Raw genomic sequence first — 17,683 nt, forward strand, 5'->3', positions numbered from 1 at the left:
GCATCCATGCCCGTCACCTCCCTCCGCAAGACCTGCGTTCGGCCTCCTGAAGTCGCGAAGTTACGGGCGGCGCCTGGACTAGCGCAGCTGTCGCTAGCTGGGTAAGGCGCTAGACTCCTGATCGGCAACGGCAACAGCTCGAACGCTCACAGGACCAACTCGACCTACCGCGCAATGCCAGCGGCACCAATCGTTCAGGCCATGGCTTGCATCCGCGCGATGATGTCCCACAACTGCGGATCGGCATAGTCTTCGATCACCAACCGCGCTCCGGCTTCCAGCAGTCGTTCGGCCGGCTGGGTAGTGGCCAGGCCCACGGTAAAGATGCCTGCATCGACAGCTGCCTTGACGCCAGGCAGCGAGTCCTCGAAGGCCAGCGCCTGCCCGGCCTGGGCCTGCAGGTACTGCAGCCCGGTGAGGTAGGGCAGGGGGTCGGGCTTGGGCCGTGCCAGCTCATCGGCGACCAGGACATGAGCGAAACGCTCGCCAAGGCCCAGGGCCCCGAGCATGTGCTCGGCGTTCAGGCGCGGGGCGTTGGTCACCACGCACATGCCGATGCCGTGCCGCTCGGCATGTTCCAGCAGGCGCAGCAGGCCGGGCATCGGCGTCAAGGTTGGCGACAGTTCGCGGAACAACGCCTCCTTGCGCTCGGCCAGGGCCTGGCGGTGGGCGGCATCAGAATGGGGGAACAGCTCGGCGAACAGCAGGCCGTTGGAGCGGCCGCTGACCTGGGTGTTGAACTGCTCCTGAGTAAGCTCGCGGCCATCGTGGTCGTGCAGCAGCTTGCGGAAGGCTTGCAAGTGCAGGGTGTCGGTGTCGGTTAGGGTCCCATCGAGATCGAACAGCAGGGCGGTCAGCATCGGGCATCCTTAAAGGGGAGAAACCATTCAGCAGCATACTATGCCATCAGCATTGGAAAGTGCAGTTGGCCTGTTCCTGCGCATCTTCGGCGCAAGACTCACAGGCGTGGGGCTGCCAAGCAAACGCCTCAGCCTCAACAGACCCTGAACGGTTAATATCGGCTGCCAGGCATTACAGCACGGAGCACTCACCCCATGTCTTTTGTCACCACCCGCAGGATCCTGTTCGGCGATTGCGACCCCGCTGGGATCGTCTATACGCCGCGTATCGGTTACTTCGTCATCGAGGCGATACACGAGTTTCTCTCCCACCGGCTGGGCGGCGAAGGCCTGCGCAAGCTGTTCGCCATGGGCGTGATGCCGCCGGCGCGGGCATTGTCCATCGAGTTCCTGTCGCCGATGGCCTGGGACGACCTGATCCGCGTGCACGTCAGCAGTGGGCCGCTCGGCCGCACATCGTTCAGTTTTGCCGTAGAGGGGCTCGGGGCCGGTGGCGAAGTGTGTTTTCGGGCCAGCATGACCCAAGTGTGCGTCTGCCCCGAAAGCAAGCAAGCGGTTGAGCTGCCCGAGGCACTGCGCCAGGCACTGTGCAGCACTACAGGCTGATGCGCATCACAACGGATAGATATTTCATCAACAAACAAACGATTCAGCATCAATTGGATATAAAGTCCAAACGTGACCGGTTATTCAGTTGCGGTTTTCCGTTTAAATGAGGCTGTTGCCACTGGTTGCTCCTGCTGAAAGCTGTTAGCTTTCGCCTCGCTCCGGAATTAAACAAGCAGGCCTGCAACGCGCCGCTTGCGATCACTCGAACAAACAACGGGCGATCGAACAGGGAACGATAATAAAAATCCTAGGGAGGGATAACCGGATGAATCTCTACATCCGTCTGTTGCTGGCTGTTCTGCGCGGTTTCTTCAAGCCGCCGATGGCCCTGACCGACACGCTGCAGCGAACGCTGCGGGTCTGGCCAAACGATATAGACATCAATAAACACATGAACAATGGCCGTTACATGACGATTGCCGATCTGTTCATGCTGGAACTTTGCCTGCGCGCGAAAATCCTCATTCCTGCCTTCAAGTTGGGCTGGAAGCCCATGCTCGGCGGTAATCTGGTCGTCTATAAAAAGCAACTTTCCATGTTCGAGCAGTACACCGCCGAGTTCAGCATCTGCTGCCTCGACGAGAACTGGACCTACTTCCAGTACACCTTCTTCAACCGTGCCGGTGAAGTGGTGGTGACTGGCTATTCCAAGGGCGCCTGGGTCGGTCGCAAAGGGCTGGTCGCCAACGCGGTGATCGCCGAAAAGCTCAAGGTCGAACCCACTACCGCGCCGATGCCCGAAGCCATCAGGAAATGGCTGGAGGCTGAGGCCCACGTGCTCGGCAAGGCCTGAGCCAGGCTGCGTCGCGGCCCCCCTTGGCAAACACCTGACACTCACGTCGTCCGTCCATTGCTCCACGGCCCCAGGCCTGTGGCCTGGCGCCGCGCGCGGCAGGCTTTGCCGTGCCCGGCATTCGCGCCTGCCCCACGTCGATCCATGAATGAGTAGGGAAACACCTCATGCCGAACACCTTGTTGTTGATGCTGGTTCTTTTCGCGGTCTTTTTACTGGTCGCCGAGCTGTTCAGGCGCTACCGCCTGGTGGGCCTGACCTTCTTCGTGCTGTCGCTGCCGGCGTTGCTGGTGCCGAACGCCAACCTGTTCATGCGCATCAAGACCATCAGCGTGCTGCTGCCCATGTGCTTCCTGGCGTATGCCAGGTACAGGCCGAAAATCGAGGGTTTCATCTACAAGCTCATCTACGTGGTGATCGTGCTCAACATCATCGAAGCCTCGGTGATCGACTGGCAAACCGGCAACGTCCTCAACATCGTCGCCGCCGTGGGCCTGATCCTGTGTCTGCCGTACTCGCGCCAGCACTGGGAGATCTCTGGCCGTCATCACGATTTCGTGGTGCGCGTCCCTGCCTACTGGCCCTACCTGTACACCACCTGGAACCTGTGCTTCCTGTACTCGGCACGGATCACCACCTTCGGCTATGCACTGCCGCTGTTGCTGGCGCCAGTGGCCTACGCCTTGCTCCTGCGCCGCACCGACCTGTATTTCCAGGCCCGCGCCTACACCTTCGGATTCTACCTGTTCGTGCGCACCATCGCCGGCGACACCCCGCTGATGAACCTGCCGGCCTTCGACCTGACGACCTGGTACAGCCCCGACGCCGCGCTCACCTGGAGCGTCGTCAATGTGATTTTCACAGGCGCCTGCTTGTACAGCTACGGCGCAAGCCGCAAAAAGAACAAAGCGATCGAACAAGGAGTCTGAAGCATGTTGGAAGTTATCCTGCTGGCGTTTTTCATCACCGTCAGCCCCGTGATCCTGTTGATGAGCAAGACCCGGGCCGAGCCATTGAAGCATGTGTACATCGGCCTGTATTACGTGAAGTTCGTGCCGTTGCTGCTGTCGTTGTACGCGATTAACCTCAGCGCCAGTTTCCTGGCCTGGAAGTGGGTCCAGCTGAAGTGGCTGCTGCCTCGCTACTTTGGCTATCGCCACTACAATCGTGACTCCATCTCGATGGAGAGCACGCCGATCCCGGGCACTGACTACCACATGGGCTACATCCCCAAGAAACTGCCCGCCGAACTGGTCTATCGCTGGAGGAAAGACAAGGTCTACCACAACTATATCCAGTCGATCATCAAGGCCAACCGCGACTACTACAAAGTGCCGCTGGGCCAGTTCCCGCAACCGACGGCGATTTCCGACGAGGACCTGAAAGTCTTCCTGATGTCGTCGCAGATCACCCACTACCTGCAGACGGTCGATGGCGTATCGACCTTCGACATGCGTGATTTCACCCGCGAGATCCGCCTGTCCAGTTCGGTGTTCGACGTGGCCAGCATCTCCATCGCCCAGGACTTCGCCACCGACAGCATGCGCATCACCCTGCGCGACGGCTTCAGCGTCGGCCCGGGCGAGCCGCACTGGGACCTGGCCAAGGTGTACTTCATGTCGAACACCATGGTGTTCTTCATCCTCGGCGCGCACCTGCACCACCACCTGTTCTTCGCCGAAATGGGCGCGGCATTCCTGTTCAACCTCGTGCCCAAGGATTCCAACTTCCACAAGCTGATGGATCCGCACACCGCCTATATCCTGATGCTCAATCACCAGTTCAAGGAATCGCCGCTGTCGTTGCGCGAAACCACCGGTATCGCCGACAAGTTCCTCTACAGCTGCATCGGCTACTACTCGGCGCAGACCTTCTACAAGGTCGGTTATGAAAACGCCCTGAACATGTACAACAAGCGCGACACCGAAGACCAGGCGCTGACCCAGAAATTCGAGATCAAGTTCGCCATCCCGTTCGACCAGTACCTCAATGGCCAGCACGCGCTCAATGCCCAATACCGCGACTACTACGCGGCGGTGCTGAAGTTCGTCACGACCAGTTACGACGACCTGCTGCGCGACGGTTCCGAACCGTATATCAACAACTGGGTCGCCGAGCTGTGCCGCTATGTCAACCTGCCGTGCCCGGCCAATGACAAGGCTTTCAACATCGAAGTGATCGCCACCTACATCTGGTACGTGTCGTTCGTCCATTCCCTGGAGCACTACCAGTTCCACAAGTACAAGATGAACTACTGCCTGCTGACCCGACTGCCGTTCTCGGTCGCCAAACACCTGCCAGCGGACCAGGTGTTCAGCCAATACGACATCTGGAAGTCCAAGCACATCGTGCACACCTTCGGCAAGAATCACCTCAATGCCGGTGTGTCGGAAAGCTATGCCGACCTGGACTACAAGTTCCGCGACCTGCCGCTGATCGACAAGCAGGCGCAACTGAAGAAGGACGTGCTCGGCCTGCTGGAGAAACACCAGACGCCAAACGAGGCGATCGCCTTGTCCATTCGTTACTGAGCCTGGGCGAGGAGGGCCGGCGACGAAGGGGTCTGTTCAGTTTTCACAGAAAGGAGTACAAATGTGCTCCATGGACAATTTATCCCCCAAACGCCGCGCCATCCTCGAATTCATCCGCGAGCGCATCACCGATCAAGGCCAGCCGCCTTCGCTGGCCGACATCGCCGAGCGCTTCGGTTTCGCTTCGCGCAGCGTGGCGCGCAAGCACATCACCGCCCTGAGCCAGGGCGGCTTCATCGACGTCACGCCCAACCAGGCGCGGGGTATCCGCCTGGCCGAGCCGTTGCGTCGGCCCGAGATCCTCGAAGTGCCGGTGCTCGGCCAGGTTGCCGCCGGTGCGCCGATCGGACCCGATCTCGATATCCACGAGCAGGTGCTGCTCGACCCCAGCCTGTTCCGGCGTACTCCCGACTACCTGCTCAAGGTGCGCGGCGACTCGATGGTCGACGACGGCATCTTCGATGGCGACCTGGTCGGCATTCGCCAGCAGGGCGAGGCCCGCGACGGGCAGATCGTGGTCGCCCGGCTCGACGGCGAGGTGACCATCAAGCGCCTGCAGCGCACCCGCGACGGCTATCGGCTGCTGCCGCGCAACCCGGCCTATGCCCCCATCGACGTGAGCCCCGAGCGCGAGTTCTTCATCGAAGGCGTGTTCTGCGGCTTGCTGAGGCGTGACTGATGGGCGCGGTGGTCGAACTCGACCGGCTGCTCGATCAGCGCCAGGTATGGCGTGGGCGGCAGGCCCAGGCGCGTCCGCAGGGCCTGCAGCCCACCGGGCATGCCGCCCTCGATGGTCGGCTGCCGGAAGGCGGTTGGCCGGCGGCGTCGCTCAGCGAGCTGCTGCTGGCCAGCCCCGGCTGCGGTGAGTTGCAGTTGCTCTGGCCCACGCTCGCCCGGCTGAGCGGGGAAGGGCAGAGGGTGGTGCTGGTGGCGCCGCCGTTCATCCCTTATGCGCCGGCCTGGCAGGCCGCCGGGGTGGACCTGCGCTGGCTGGTGCAGATCGACGCCGAGGCCGGCGATGCCCTGTGGGCAGCCGAGCAGTGCCTGCGCTCGGGCAGTTGCGCGGCGGTGTTGTGCTGGCCGGAGCGTGCCGATGATCGGGCGCTGCGGCGTTTGCAAGTGGCCGCGGAAACCGGTAACGCGCTGGCATTCGCCTGTCGTCCGCGGCAGGCCGCGCTGAACCCATCGCCAGCCGCCCTGCGCATCGCCCTCGACCTGCGCCCGGCACAATGGCGCGTGCTCAAGTGCCGGGGTGGCCTGCCACCTGCCGCACCCATCGCCTGCCCTGGGCAGGGGTGATGCACCATGCTCTGGGCCTGCATCCTGTTACCCCAGCTGGCGCTGGACACTGTCCTGCGCGAACGTGACGACCCCGAGGCGCCGCTGGTGCTGCTCGGCGGGCCGCCTCAGCGCCGCGTGCTGCGGGCGGTCAACCCGGCGGCCAGTGCGCTGGGCCTGCGCGCCGGGCAGGCCCTGACCGCCGCCCGCGCCCTGGCCGACGGTTTCACCTGCGTCGAGGTCGAGCCGGCGCGTCTCGAGCAGTTGCAGCAGCTGCTCGCGGCCTGGGCCTACCGTTTCAGCGCCCAGGTCAGCCTGCACTATCCCCGTGCGCTGCTGCTGGAGGTAGGCTCGAGTCTGCAGCTGTTCGGCCCGTGGCCGTCGTTCGAGGCGCGCCTGCGCCAGGAACTGGCGGCACTCGGCTTGCGCCAGCGCATCGTCGTGGCCAGCAACCCGGTGGCGGCGAGAATGCTCGCCAACGGTCACGATGGCCTGGCACTGACTTGCCCGCAGGCGACCCGCGCTGCCTTGCTCGACATGCCCGTCGAGCGTGTCGGCCTGCCCAGTGAGGCAGCCGAAGCCTTCATCCGCATGGGCCTGCGCCGCCTCGGGCAGGTACTGGCGCTGCCCCGTGATGCCTTGGCCAGGCGCTTCAGTGCCCAGGTGCAGTTGCACCTGGACCAACTGCTTGGTTTGCGCAGCCTGGGGCTGGGTTTCTACCAGCCGCCCGACCGTTTCGAGGCGCGCCTGGAGCTGAACTTCGACGTCGAATCACACCAGGCCCTGCTTTTCCCCCTGCGTCGTCTCATTCACGACCTGGCGGCATTTCTCGCCGGGCGTGACTGTGGCGTGCAGCGTTTCGAACTGCACCTGGAGCATGCCGAAGGCGCGGACACCGTGCTCAAGGTCGGCCTGTTGGCTGCCGAGCGCGACGCCTCGCTCTTGTTCGAGCTTGCCCGTGGCCGCCTTGAGCCGCTGCGCATCCCGGCGCCGGTGCGCAACCTGCGGCTGCTGGCCGCCGACCTGCCACCGTTCGTGCCCCAGCACCAGGCGCTGTTCGACCCGCGTGCGCAACAGGCTCAGCCCTGGGACCAGCTGCGCGAGCGCCTGCGCGCGCGGCTGGGCGATGACGCGGTCAAGGGCTTGCGCGCCGAGGCCGATCATCGCCCCGAGTGCGCCTGGCAAGGGGGGGAGCAGGGTGGGCAGGGCCCTTTGGTGATGGCCCCCGGTCGGCGTCCCGGCTGGTTGCTGCCGGTGCCTCAGGCGCTGTCCGAGACCGGCCTGCAACTGCTCGGGCAGGCCGAGCGCATCGAGTCCGGCTGGTGGGACGGTGGTGATGTGCGGCGCGACTACTACCGCATCGAAACCTGTGATGGCCTGCGCGGCTGGGCCTTCCGCGACCTCGCGGCGCCGGGGCCGTTGTGGCTGCAAGGCTGGTTCGCATGAGCGCCCCCGGCTACGCCGAGCTGCACTGCCTGTCGAACTTCAGTTTCCAGCGTGGTGCCTCCAGTGCCGACGAGCTGTTCCGCCGCGCCCGCGAGCAGGGTTACCAGGCCCTGGCGATCACCGACGAATGCACCCTGGCGGGCATCGTCCGGGCCTGGCAGGCGGCAAAGCAGCATCAGGTGCGGTTGATCGTCGGCAGCGAGGTGCGGGTGCACCAGGGGCCGAAGCTGGTCCTGCTGGCACAGGACCTTGCTGGCTACCAAAACCTCTGCGCCTTGATCACCCGCGCCCGGCGGCGCTCGCAGAAGGGCAGCTACCAGTTGCTCGTCGAGGACCTCGAGACCCATCACCAGGGCTTGCTGGCGCTGTGGGTGGCCGAGCCGGACGACAGCGCCGGGGCCTGGCTGCAGCCCCTGTTCGACGGGCGCCTGTGGCTGGCGCTGCACCTGCACCGCGGGGCCGACGACGCTCAGCGCCTGGCCCACCTGCGCGCGCTGGGGGCGCGGCTCGATCTTCCGTTGGTGGCCTGCGGCGATGTGCACATGCACGTGCGAGGACGGCGGGCGCTGCAGGACTGCATGACCGCCATCCGCGAACATTGCGCGGTCGCCGAGGCGGGGCGCTTTCTGTTCGCCAATGGCGAGCGTCACCTGAGGTCGCTCGACCAGTTGCACGAGCTGTACCCCGACGATCTGCTGGCGCAGACCCTGCAGGTTGCCGAGCGCTGCACCTTTGATCTGTCCCAGCTGAACTACCAGTACCCACGGGAACTGGTGCCCGAGGGGCAGACCCCGGCCAGCTGGCTGCGCGAGCTGTGCCGGCGAGGGTTGCCCGAGCGCTGGCCCCAGGACCCGAGCGACCAGGTCCACGCGGTGCTGGAGCGGGAGCTGGCGCTGATCGAGGAACTGGGCTACGAGAGTTACTTCCTCACCGTCCACGACATCGTCGCCTTCGCCCGCCGCCAGCGCATCCTCTGCCAGGGGCGCGGCTCGGCGGCCAACTCGGTGGTGTGCTTCGTCCTCGGCATCACCGAGCTCGATCCCATGGAACACCGCCTGCTGTTCGAGCGCTTCCTTTCCCGCGAGCGCAACGAGCCGCCGGACATCGACGTGGATTTCGAGCACGAGCGCCGTGAAGAGGTGATCCAGTACGTGTTCCAGCGCTACGGCCGGCACCGTGCCGCGCTCACCGCGGTGGTCAGCAGCTACCATGCCGCCGGCGCGGTGCGCGACGTGGCGCGGGTGCTCGGCCTGCCGGCCGACCAGGTGGACGCCCTGGCCAAGTGCTGCGGGCGCTGGAGCGACCGCATCCCTGATGCCGCTCGCCTGGCCGAGGCCGGGTTCGATGCGCACAGCCCGTCGCTGCGGCGCATCCTGGTGCTGGCGGGGGATCTGATCGGCTTTCCCCGACACCTGTCGCAGCACCCCGGGGGCTTCGTCATCTCCGAGCAGCCGCTGGACCAGCTGGTGCCGGTGGAGAACGCGGCGATGGCCGAGCGCACGGTGATCCAGTGGGACAAGGACGACCTGGACATGGTCGGCCTGCTCAAGGTCGACGTGCTGGCGCTGGGCATGCTCAGCGCGCTGCGCCGTTGCTTCGACCTGATCGCCCGACACCGTGGGCAGGCGTACACCCTGGCGACGCTGCCCAAGGAAGACCCGGCCACCTACGCCATGATCGGCCGCGCCGAGACCATGGGCGTGTTCCAGATCGAGTCGCGGGCGCAGATGGCCATGCTGCCCCGGCTCAAGCCGGAGAAGTTCTACGACCTGGTGATCGAGGTGGCCATCGTGCGCCCCGGGCCGATCCAGGGCGACATGGTTCACCCGTACCTGCGCCGCCGGTTGAAGCAGGAGCCGGTCACCTATCCTTCGGCAGAGCTGCAGGCCGTCTTCGAGCGCACCTTGGGCGTGCCGCTGTTCCAGGAGCAGGTGATGGAGCTGGCCATGGTCGCCGCCGACTATAGCCCGGGCGAAGCCGACCAGTTGCGCCGCAGCATGGCCGCCTGGAAGCGCCATGGCGGCTTGGAACCGCACCGCGAGCGGCTGATCGCGGGCATGCTGCGCAATGGCTACGAGCTGGCCTTTGCCGAGCGTATCTTCGAGCAGATCAAGGGTTTTGGCAGTTACGGCTTCCCTGAATCCCACGCCGCCAGCTTTGCACTTTTGTGCTACGCCAGCAGTTGGCTCAAGTGCCATGAGCCGGCGATCTTCACCTGTGCGCTGGTCAACAGCTGGCCGATGGGCTTCTACAGCCCCGACCAGTTGCTGCAGGAGGCGCGCCGCCAGGGAATCGAAGTGCGCCCGGTGGATGTGTTCCATAGCGAGTGGGATTGCACCTTGGAGGCACTGGGCGAGAACGAACTGGCCATCCGCCTGGGCCTGCGCCAGATCCGCGGCTTCAGCGAGGACGATGCCCGGCGCCTGGAGCAGGCGAGGGCGCTACGCCCCTGGCGGGATGTCGAGGACTTGTGCCTGCGCGTCGGGCTCGATGGCCGGGCCCGGGCACGCCTGGCCGACGCCGGGGCATTGCGCGGGCTGGCTGGCGACCGCCACCAGGCGCGCTGGCAGGTGGCGGCGGTGCAGGCGCAGCTGCCGTTGTTCGCCGAAGTCGAATCGACACTTGAACAGGCGGTGGCCTTGCCTACACCAAGCATTGCCGAAGATCTGGCAGCCGACTACGGCACCCTGGGCACCACCCTCGGGCCGCATCCCCTGACCCTGCTACGGACACGCTTGCGCGCGCTGGGGTGTCGCAGTTCAAGGGAGCTGACAGGGGTCGAGCATGGCGACAGCATCGCCGTCGCCGGCATCGTGGTCGGGCGCCAGCGACCGCAGACCGCCAGTGGCGTGACCTTCGTCACCCTCGAGGACGAGCATGGCATGGTCAACGTGGTGGTCTGGCGCGACCTGGCCGAGCGCCAACGGCGCGAACTGGTAGGTTCGAAGTTGCTCAAGGTGAGCGGGCGGCTGGAGCAGGAGAGCGGGGTACGGCACCTGATCGCCCGGCGGCTGGAAGACATCAGCCCACTGTTGCAGGGGCTGGATGTGCGCAGCCGGGACTTTCACTAGAAATAGCGTTTGGCTTGAAGGCGGCGCGGTCGGTGTGGGAGCCGGCTTGCCGGCGATAGGGCCGCAGCGCGGCCCCTGGTGCAGGCAGCTCAGACCATCGCCAGTCGCTGCTTGCGTGTCGGAGCCGGGAACGCCTGCTCGATGGCTTGCAGGTCCTCTTCGGCAAGCACCAGGTCGGCCGCCGCCGCATTCAAGCGCACATGCTGCGGATCCACCGCCTTGGGGATCGCGATCACCCCATCATTGCGCGTGACCCAGGCCAGGCTCACTTGTGCCGGCGTGGCGCCATGGCGTTCGGCGATCTGCGCCATCACCGGGTGTCGCAGCAAGCGCCCGGCCTGGGCCAACGGGCAGTAGGCCATGGTCGGCAAGCCCTGCTCGCGGCTCCACGGCAGCAGGTCGAACTCGATACCACGTTCGGCCGGGTTGTACAGCACCTGGTTGGTGGCGCAGGCGCTGTTATCCAGTTCGCGCAAGTCGTCGAGGTCGAAATTGGACACGCCCCAGCGGCGAATCTTGCCCTGCTCGATCAGCCGCTCGAAGGCTTCCACCGTCTCGTCCAGCGGGTACTGACCGCGCCAGTGCAGCAGGTACAGGTCGATGCAGTCGGTGCCCAGGCGCTGGAGGCTGCGCTCGCAGGCGGCCGGTACACCGCGTCGGCTGGCATTGTGCGGATAGACCTTGCTGACCAGGAACACCTGGTCGCGGCGCCCGGCGATGGCCTGGCCGACCACCTGCTCGGCGCCGCCCTCGGCGTACATTTCCGCCGTGTCGATCAGGCTCAGGCCCAGGTCGATGCCTTGTTGCAGGGCCGCCACCTCGGCGGCCCTGCGGCCCGGGTCCTCGCCCATGTACCAGGTGCCCTGGCCGATGGCCGGAACGCGGGAGCCCGCCAGATTCACGTAACGCATGTCACCTCCTGTGGGTGGGTATGGGTCAGCAGTACATCGAGCAGCGCCTCAGCGGCCTTGGACAGCTTGTGATCGCCCAGGGCGATCACACCGATGCGCCGCTCCACGGTGGGTTCGACCAGCGGCACGCAACGGGCGCCGAGCTCCTGCATCTGCTCGATGCACAGGGCCGGCACCGCGCTGACCCCCAGGCCACTGGCGACCATGCGGCCGATGGTCGACAGCTGATGGCTCTCGAAGGCCACCGCCAGCTTGCCATGGTTGGCGGCCAGGTGCTGTTCGAGCAGCAGGCGCACCGCCGATGGCCGCTGCAGGGCGATGAAGTCCTCGGCCAGCAGCTCCTGCCAACGCACCTGGGGCTGCTGGGCAAGGGGCGAGTCGGCCGGCACCACGGCGACGAAGCGGTCCATGTACAGCGGGTGGAAGCGCAGCGCCTCGCTGCTATCAGGCTCGAAGCCGATGCCCAGTTCGACGCGGCGATGGCGCACCAGTTCCAGCACCTGCTCGTTGATCACGTCGTGCACGGTGACATTGACCTTGGGGTAGCGTTGGCGAAAGACCTTCAGCGACCGTGGCAGCAGGTTGCCGGCGAAGGCCGGCATGGCCGCCACCGACACCCGACCCAGTTGCAGGGTGAAGCGCTGGCGCAGCATCTCCTCGGTATCGTCCCAGTCGGCGAGCAGGCGCCTGGCCAGGGGCAGCAGTACCTCGCCCTCGGGGGTCAGGCTGACGCTGCGGGTGGTGCGGGTAAGCAGGGCGCCGCCGAGGTTGTCCTCCAGGGCCTTGATGGTCAGGCTCAAGGCCGGTTGCGACACGTGCAGGTGCTCGCCGGCCTGGGCGAAGCTCTGGTACTTGGCCACGGTAACGAAGGCACGCAGCTGCTTGACGTTCATGAGAGGCGGGCCCTTTGTTTTGGAAAAGTTATCAATCGATGACGAAAACAAAATTAACAAATCAGTCGACTACAGTGAAGATGACCGTACGGTTCCAACAACTACAAAAGGCGACTGAGCATGGCCGGACTGGACAAGCGTGTAGCAACTTATGAAGAGGCCCTGGCGGGCCTGACCGACGACATGACCGTGCTGGCCGGCGGCTTTGGCCTATGCGGCATCCCCGAGAACCTCATCGCCGAAATCAAGCGCCGCGGCGTCAAGGGCCTGACCGTGGTCTCCAACAACTGCGGCGTCGATGGCTTCGGCCTGGGCGTGCTGCTCGAGGACCGGCAGATCCGCAAGATGATCGCCTCCTACGTCGGCGAGAACGCCGAGTTCGAGCGCCAGCTGCTCAGCGGCGAACTGGAAGTGGAGCTCACCCCGCAAGGCACCCTGGCCGAGAAGATGCGCGCCGGTGGCGCCGGCATCCCGGCCTTCTTCACCGCCACCGGCTACGGCACCCCGGTCGCCGAAGGCAAGGAAGTACGCGAGTTCAACGGCCGCAAGTACATCCTCGAAGCGTCCATCACCGGCGACTTCGCCATTGTCAAAGGCTGGAAGGCCGACCACTACGGCAACGTGGTGTACCGCAACACCGCGCAGAACTTCAACCCGCTGGCCGCCACCGCCGGCAAGATCACCGTGGTCGAGGTCGAAGAGATCGTCGAGCCCGGCGTGCTGCTGCCCAGCGAGATTCACACCCCGGGCATCTATGTCGACCGGGTCATCGTCGGCACCTTCGAGAAGCGCATCGAAAAGCGCACCGTCAAGGCCTGAGCGCCGCCCTCAAGAACAACAAAGAGATCCTGACCATGGCATTGACCCGCGAACAAATGGCGCAACGCGTCGCCCGTGAACTCAAGGACGGCTACTACGTCAACCTCGGCATCGGCATCCCCACCCTGGTGGCCAACTATGTGCCCGACGGCATGGAAGTGATGCTGCAGTCGGAGAACGGCCTGCTGGGCATGGGCGAGTTCCCCACCGAAGCCACCATCGACGCCGACATGATCAACGCCGGCAAGCAGACCGTTACCGCCCGCCGTGGCGCGTCGATCTTCGATTCGGCGCAATCCTTCGCCATGATCCGTGGCGGGCATGTCGACCTCACCGTGCTCGGCGCCTTCGAGGTGGACGTGGAAGGCAACATCGCCTCGTGGATGATCCCCGGCAAGCTGGTCAAGGGCATGGGCGGCGCCATGGACCTGGTGGCCGGCGCCGACAACATCATCGTCACCATGACCCATGCCTCCAAGGACGGCGAGTCCAAGCTGCTGCCCAAGTGCAGCCTGCCGCTGACCGGTGCCGGCTGCATCCGCAAGGTGCTGACCGACCTGGCCTACCTGGAGATCGACAACGGCGCCTTCATCCTGCGCGAGACCGCGCCGGGCGTGAGTGTCGAGGAAATTGTCGCGAAGACTGCCGGCAAGCTGATCGTGCCGGACGACGTGCAGGAAATGACCTTCTAAGCAGCACCGTTGCAAGCGCCCCATCGCGGGGCAGGCCCGCTCCCACTAGGGTTTGTACGAAAAGTCGCCGAGCGGCGATCAGGCAAGGCGAAAACAGGCGAGGAAGCGGAGTTGACTGGTTGTCAATGAGCATTCCGAGCCTGTTTTCAACGCAGCATGATCGTCGCGCAGGCACTTTTCGTACAAAGCCTAAGGACCACGCATCCTTCGTGGGAGCGGGCTTGCCCCGCGATGGGGCGACGCCGTTTCAGTCCTATAAAAATCAGAAAAAGGAAAACATCGTGGCCGCTGATATCCAAGACAGCCGCTCCGCCCGCTTTGCCCTGCGCTGCTCCAACTGGGCCGAACGCTGGTTCCCCGATTCCTGGGTGTTCGCCGCCCTGGCCGTGATGCTGGTGGCCCTCGGCGCCCTGGCCATGGGCGGCAAGCCCACCGACACCGCCAAGGCCTTCGGTGACGGCTTCTGGAGCCTGATCCCGTTCACCATGCAGATGGCCTTCGTGGTCATCGGCGGCTATGTGGTGGCCAGCTCGCCACCCGCCGCCCGGCTGATCGACCGCCTGGCGCGGCTACCGAAAAACGGCCGCTCGGCGGTGTGCTGGGTGGCGCTGATCTCGATGCTCGCGTCCTTGCTCAACTGGGGGTTGTCGCTGGTGTTCGGCGGCCTGCTGGTGCGCGCCCTGGCGCGCCGCACCGACCTGAAGATGGACTACCGCGCCGCTGGCGCCGCCGCCTACCTGGGCCTGGGCGCGGTGTGGGCGCTGGGCCTGTCGTCGTCGGCCGCGCAGTTGCAGGCCAACCCGGCCAGCCTGCCGCCGTCGATCCTGTCGATCACCGGGGTGATCCCGTTCACCGAGACCATCTTCCTCTGGCAGTCCGGGGTGATGCTCGCCGCGCTGGTGATCGTCTCGCTGATCGTCGCCTATGCCACCGCGCCTGGCCCGAACAGCGCCCGCAGCGCGCAGGACTGTGGAGTGGACCCGAGCTTCAGCGCACCGCCTTCGCCCCAGCGCACGCGCCCGGGTGAATGGCTGGAATACAGCCCGATCCTGATCCTGCTGCTGGTGGCCCTGGCCGCCGGCTGGCTGTACCAGGAGTTCGCCACCAAGCCGGCGATCACCGCGATTTCCGGGCTGAACACCTACAACCTGCTGTTCATCATGCTCGGTGCCTTGCTGCACTGGCGCCCGCGCAGCTTCCTCGATGCCGTGGCCCGCGCAGTGCCGACCACCACCGGGGTGCTGATCCAGTTCCCGCTGTACGGCTCGATCGCCGCCATTCTCACCCAGGTCAAGGGCGCGGACGCCCAGACCCTGGCCCACCATATCTCGCTGTTCTTTACCCAGATCGCCACCCATGACACCTACGCCTTGCTGATGGGTGTGTACTCGGCGGTGCTCGGCTTCTTCATTCCGTCCGGCGGTGGCAAGTGGATCATCGAGGCGCCGTACGTGATGCTGGTGGCCAACGACCTGCAATACCACCTGGGCTGGGCGGTGCAGATCTACAACGCCGCCGAGGCGCTGCCGAACCTGATCAACCCGTTCTACATGCTGCCGCTGCTGGGGGTGCTGGGGCTCAAGGCGCGTGACCTGATCGGCTTCTCGTTTGTGCAGTTGCTGGTGCATGTGCCGCTGGTGTTGGTGTTGCTGTGGGCGCTGGGCACCACGTTGCAATATGTCCCGCCTGTAATGCCCTGATCAGGCAGATCCATCAGACGCCTGCCTGGAAGGGAGTCTGATGAGCCCACAAGCGCCATGGATCGGCGCTTGTGCAGCCTCCTGCCGGGATATCCGAAAAAGCTGACTGATGGCAAATTGACGTCAATATGCTGGCCACTTACTATGCGCGCCACTTTGCGTTGATCACCAGGGACAGGTATGCCGGTACGTCTTCACTCAGCGCGCAATTATGCGCGCTTCGCATTTGTTGCAACGTTGTGCAGCCCGTTGGCCTGGGCCGTTTCACCGGGTGACCAGGACCTGATCCGCGAGCGCCAGAACCGCCTGCTCGAAGAGCAGCAACGGCGCCTCGAGGACCTGCGCAACCTGCCCGGCGAAAGCGCGCAACCTACCCAGCAGCAACGGCCCGAAGATACCCGCTGCTTCGATATCCACACCATCGAGCTCAAGGGCGCCGACAGCCTGTCCGCCGCCGATCGCGACAGCCTGCTCAAGCCTTTCATCGACCAGTGCCTGGGCGTCACCCAGCTCAATGCCTTGCTCAAGGCGATCACCGACCATTACCTGGGCCGTGGCCTGGTCACCAGCCGCGCCTACCTCCCGCAACAGGACCTGTCCTCGGGCCACCTGCAGGTGCTGGTGGTGGAGGGGCGCCTGGAAGGGCTGCGCCCGGACCCGGCCAGCGGCCTGAGCGAGCGCGAACTGGCCATGGTGTTCCCCGGCGAAGTCGAACAGCGCCTGAACCTACGCGAAGTCGAGCAGATGGTCGATCAGCTCAACCGCCTGCCGTCGAACAAGGCACAGATGGAGCTGACCCCCGGCAAGGCCGTCGGCGGTAGCGAAGTACTGGTGCGCAACACCCAGCAGAAACCCTGGCGCGCCTCACTGTCGCGCAACAATGAAGGCCAGCGCAGCACCGGCGAACAGATGCTCAACCTCGGCCTGGAATGGGACAGCCCGCTGGGCCTGGCTGACCAGCTGATGCTGCGCGGTGGCCACGACGTGGTCAGCGACCACACCCAGGGTTCGAAGAACGGCGTGCTGTATTACAACCTGCCGTGGGGCTGGTGGAACTTCACCTACAGCTACAGCGAGAGCGAGTACCGCTCCCTGGCGCAGGCCAACGGCTTTGCCTTCAAGCAGACCGGTGACAGCCAGAACCACCAGCTGCGCGCCGAGCGCGTGGTGCACCGTGATGCCACCAGCAAGACCTCGCTGAATGCCGGCATGGCCCACCTGCGCACCAACAACTACATCGAGGACAGCCGCCTGGAGGGCAGCAGCAACCGCCTGAGCGAGGCGCAGTTCGGCATCAACCACGGCCGCCGCCTGGGCAATGCCTTCGTCAACATCGACCTGGGCACTCAGGAAGGCATCGGCGCCTTCGATGCCCAGGACAACGCCCACCCGCGCCCCGGCCAACCAGTGGCGCGCTACCGCAAGTACAGCGCCACGGTCAGCTATGTGCAGGGCTTCGAACTGTTCGGCGAGCGCCTGAGCTTCACCAGCCTGGCCACCGGCCAGCGCAGCGAAGACGTGCTCTTCAGCCCTCAGCGCATCAGCCTTGGCGGGCTGTCGTCGGTACGCGGCCTGAAGGACCAGTCGCTGTCCGGCGACAGCGGTGGCTACTGGCGCAACGACCTGCGCTGGACCCGCCCGGTGAGTTGGCCGCTGCTGCAGCCGCTGGTGGCCGAGTACGGCCTGGGCCTGGGCTACGACCTGGGCGTGATCCGCAACGACCGCTACAACGGCCAGTACCACGGCCGTGCCAGCAGCCACTCGCTGGAGCTGTTCGCCCGCGGCCAGCATATGGCTGCCAGCGTGACCTTCGCCCACAGCCTGGAACGCCCCGACGTGCTGACCGAAAAGGAACGCCCGGTTTACTTCCGCCTCGACTTCTTCATCTGATCACCTGATTCACGAGATTTGACATGGACGTCCGCCTGTTTGCCTTCCTGGCCCGCCAACGCTCGGCCAAAATTCAGCCGCGCGAGCAGTTCTGCGGGTTGCCCAAGCGCGGTCTGGCGCTGCTGCTGGCCAACGCCATGTTCTGGCAACCGCTGTGGGCACAGGCCGCCGAAGGCGTGGTGGTCAGCGG

General features: G+C 65.2%; 15 protein-coding genes. 12 read left to right on the forward strand and 3 right to left on the reverse strand.

The window, feature by feature from the left end; translation table 11 throughout:
* Positions 1 to 194 precede the first annotated feature (194 nt).
* Positions 195 to 860 carry an HAD family hydrolase gene (locus AC3WL2_RS25370; RefSeq protein WP_102685456.1) on the reverse strand — a complete coding sequence of 222 codons (666 nt, stop codon included), beginning with the start codon at positions 858 to 860 and terminating at the stop codon, positions 195 to 197.
* 195 nt (positions 861 to 1,055) lie between these two features.
* Here AC3WL2_RS25370 and AC3WL2_RS25375 point away from each other — a divergent pair, with 195 nt between their 5' ends.
* The 8 genes from AC3WL2_RS25375 to AC3WL2_RS25410 all read left to right on the forward strand — a co-directional run bounded on the left by AC3WL2_RS25375 (position 1,056) and on the right by AC3WL2_RS25410 (position 10,588).
* Positions 1,056 to 1,466, forward strand: coding sequence for an acyl-CoA thioesterase (locus AC3WL2_RS25375; protein ID WP_102685455.1), 411 nt, complete (start codon positions 1,056 to 1,058; stop codon positions 1,464 to 1,466).
* A 268-nt stretch (positions 1,467 to 1,734) separates the two neighbouring features.
* Entirely contained in the window at positions 1,735 to 2,262 is a 528-nt protein-coding gene (locus AC3WL2_RS25380; RefSeq protein WP_052752599.1) for a thioesterase family protein, read from the forward strand.
* Between the two features lie 167 nt (positions 2,263 to 2,429).
* Complete coding sequence (locus AC3WL2_RS25385) at positions 2,430 to 3,191, forward strand: hypothetical protein (RefSeq protein ID WP_102685454.1); 762 nt, start codon at positions 2,430 to 2,432, stop codon at positions 3,189 to 3,191.
* 3 nt (positions 3,192 to 3,194) lie between these two features.
* Positions 3,195 to 4,793 carry a hypothetical protein gene (locus AC3WL2_RS25390; protein WP_102685453.1) on the forward strand — a complete coding sequence of 533 codons (1,599 nt, stop codon included), beginning with the start codon at positions 3,195 to 3,197 and terminating at the stop codon, positions 4,791 to 4,793.
* 70 nt (positions 4,794 to 4,863) lie between these two features.
* Positions 4,864 to 5,472, forward strand: coding sequence for a transcriptional repressor LexA (gene lexA / locus AC3WL2_RS25395; protein WP_102685457.1), 609 nt, complete (start codon positions 4,864 to 4,866; stop codon positions 5,470 to 5,472).
* Complete coding sequence (gene imuA, locus AC3WL2_RS25400) at positions 5,472 to 6,092, forward strand: translesion DNA synthesis-associated protein ImuA (RefSeq protein ID WP_102685452.1); 621 nt, start codon at positions 5,472 to 5,474, stop codon at positions 6,090 to 6,092. The genes lexA and imuA overlap by 1 nt, the downstream gene beginning before the upstream one ends.
* 6 nt (positions 6,093 to 6,098) lie before the next feature.
* Positions 6,099 to 7,517 (forward strand): Y-family DNA polymerase, encoded by a 1,419-nt coding sequence (locus AC3WL2_RS25405; RefSeq protein WP_102690725.1) that lies wholly within the window; start codon positions 6,099 to 6,101, stop codon positions 7,515 to 7,517.
* On the forward strand, positions 7,514 to 10,588 hold the full coding sequence (locus tag AC3WL2_RS25410) for an error-prone DNA polymerase (RefSeq protein ID WP_102685415.1): 3,075 nt from the start codon (positions 7,514 to 7,516) through the stop codon (positions 10,586 to 10,588). The genes AC3WL2_RS25405 and AC3WL2_RS25410 overlap by 4 nt, the downstream gene beginning before the upstream one ends.
* An 89-nt stretch (positions 10,589 to 10,677) precedes the next feature.
* On the opposite strand, the gene AC3WL2_RS25415 is transcribed toward AC3WL2_RS25410, so the two are convergent.
* Both AC3WL2_RS25415 and AC3WL2_RS25420 read right to left on the reverse strand, forming a co-directional pair.
* On the reverse strand, positions 10,678 to 11,499 hold the full coding sequence (locus tag AC3WL2_RS25415) for an aldo/keto reductase (protein WP_102685416.1): 822 nt from the start codon (positions 11,497 to 11,499) through the stop codon (positions 10,678 to 10,680).
* The gene (locus AC3WL2_RS25420) at positions 11,487 to 12,392 is read right to left on the reverse strand and encodes a LysR family transcriptional regulator (RefSeq protein ID WP_102685417.1); all 906 of its coding nucleotides are present in this window, start codon (positions 12,390 to 12,392) and stop codon (positions 11,487 to 11,489) included. The genes AC3WL2_RS25415 and AC3WL2_RS25420 overlap by 13 nt, the downstream gene beginning before the upstream one ends.
* Positions 12,393 to 12,512: 120 nt before the next feature.
* Between AC3WL2_RS25420 and AC3WL2_RS25425 the strand changes: the two genes are divergently transcribed.
* The 4 genes from AC3WL2_RS25425 to AC3WL2_RS25440 all read left to right on the forward strand — a co-directional run bounded on the left by AC3WL2_RS25425 (position 12,513) and on the right by AC3WL2_RS25440 (position 17,493).
* A complete protein-coding gene (locus AC3WL2_RS25425) occupies positions 12,513 to 13,211 on the forward strand; it encodes a CoA transferase subunit A (RefSeq protein WP_102685418.1) in 699 nt (232 codons plus the stop codon).
* A 35-nt stretch (positions 13,212 to 13,246) separates the two neighbouring features.
* Complete coding sequence (locus tag AC3WL2_RS25430) at positions 13,247 to 13,903, forward strand: CoA transferase subunit B (protein WP_102685419.1); 657 nt, start codon at positions 13,247 to 13,249, stop codon at positions 13,901 to 13,903.
* A gap of 281 nt (positions 13,904 to 14,184) precedes the next feature.
* Positions 14,185 to 15,603 carry a short-chain fatty acid transporter gene (locus tag AC3WL2_RS25435; protein ID WP_094012630.1) on the forward strand — a complete coding sequence of 473 codons (1,419 nt, stop codon included), beginning with the start codon at positions 14,185 to 14,187 and terminating at the stop codon, positions 15,601 to 15,603.
* A 180-nt stretch (positions 15,604 to 15,783) separates the two neighbouring features.
* Positions 15,784 to 17,493 carry a ShlB/FhaC/HecB family hemolysin secretion/activation protein gene (locus AC3WL2_RS25440; RefSeq protein WP_102685420.1) on the forward strand — a complete coding sequence of 570 codons (1,710 nt, stop codon included), beginning with the start codon at positions 15,784 to 15,786 and terminating at the stop codon, positions 17,491 to 17,493.
* The last annotated feature ends 190 nt before the right edge of the window (positions 17,494 to 17,683 follow it).

It is taken from the genome of Pseudomonas sp. FW305-96, from assembly GCF_058783825.1.

Excerpts from the sequence above, each read along its gene's own strand:
- AC3WL2_RS25370 (WP_102685456.1), bottom strand. The coding sequence starts at position 860 with ATGCTGACCGCCCTGCTGTTCGATCTCGATGGGACCCTAACCGACACC.
- AC3WL2_RS25375 (WP_102685455.1), top strand. The coding sequence starts at position 1,056 with ATGTCTTTTGTCACCACCCGCAGGATCCTGTTCGGCGATTGCGACCCC.
- AC3WL2_RS25380 (WP_052752599.1), top strand. The coding sequence starts at position 1,735 with ATGAATCTCTACATCCGTCTGTTGCTGGCTGTTCTGCGCGGTTTCTTC.
- AC3WL2_RS25385 (WP_102685454.1), top strand. The coding sequence starts at position 2,430 with ATGCCGAACACCTTGTTGTTGATGCTGGTTCTTTTCGCGGTCTTTTTA.
- AC3WL2_RS25390 (WP_102685453.1), top strand. The coding sequence starts at position 3,195 with ATGTTGGAAGTTATCCTGCTGGCGTTTTTCATCACCGTCAGCCCCGTG.
- lexA (WP_102685457.1), top strand. The coding sequence starts at position 4,864 with ATGGACAATTTATCCCCCAAACGCCGCGCCATCCTCGAATTCATCCGC.
- imuA (WP_102685452.1), top strand. The coding sequence starts at position 5,472 with ATGGGCGCGGTGGTCGAACTCGACCGGCTGCTCGATCAGCGCCAGGTA.
- AC3WL2_RS25405 (WP_102690725.1), top strand. The coding sequence starts at position 6,099 with ATGCTCTGGGCCTGCATCCTGTTACCCCAGCTGGCGCTGGACACTGTC.
- AC3WL2_RS25410 (WP_102685415.1), top strand. The coding sequence starts at position 7,514 with ATGAGCGCCCCCGGCTACGCCGAGCTGCACTGCCTGTCGAACTTCAGT.
- AC3WL2_RS25415 (WP_102685416.1), bottom strand. The coding sequence starts at position 11,499 with ATGCGTTACGTGAATCTGGCGGGCTCCCGCGTTCCGGCCATCGGCCAG.
- AC3WL2_RS25420 (WP_102685417.1), bottom strand. The coding sequence starts at position 12,392 with ATGAACGTCAAGCAGCTGCGTGCCTTCGTTACCGTGGCCAAGTACCAG.
- AC3WL2_RS25425 (WP_102685418.1), top strand. The coding sequence starts at position 12,513 with ATGGCCGGACTGGACAAGCGTGTAGCAACTTATGAAGAGGCCCTGGCG.
- AC3WL2_RS25430 (WP_102685419.1), top strand. The coding sequence starts at position 13,247 with ATGGCATTGACCCGCGAACAAATGGCGCAACGCGTCGCCCGTGAACTC.
- AC3WL2_RS25440 (WP_102685420.1), top strand. The coding sequence starts at position 15,784 with ATGCCGGTACGTCTTCACTCAGCGCGCAATTATGCGCGCTTCGCATTT.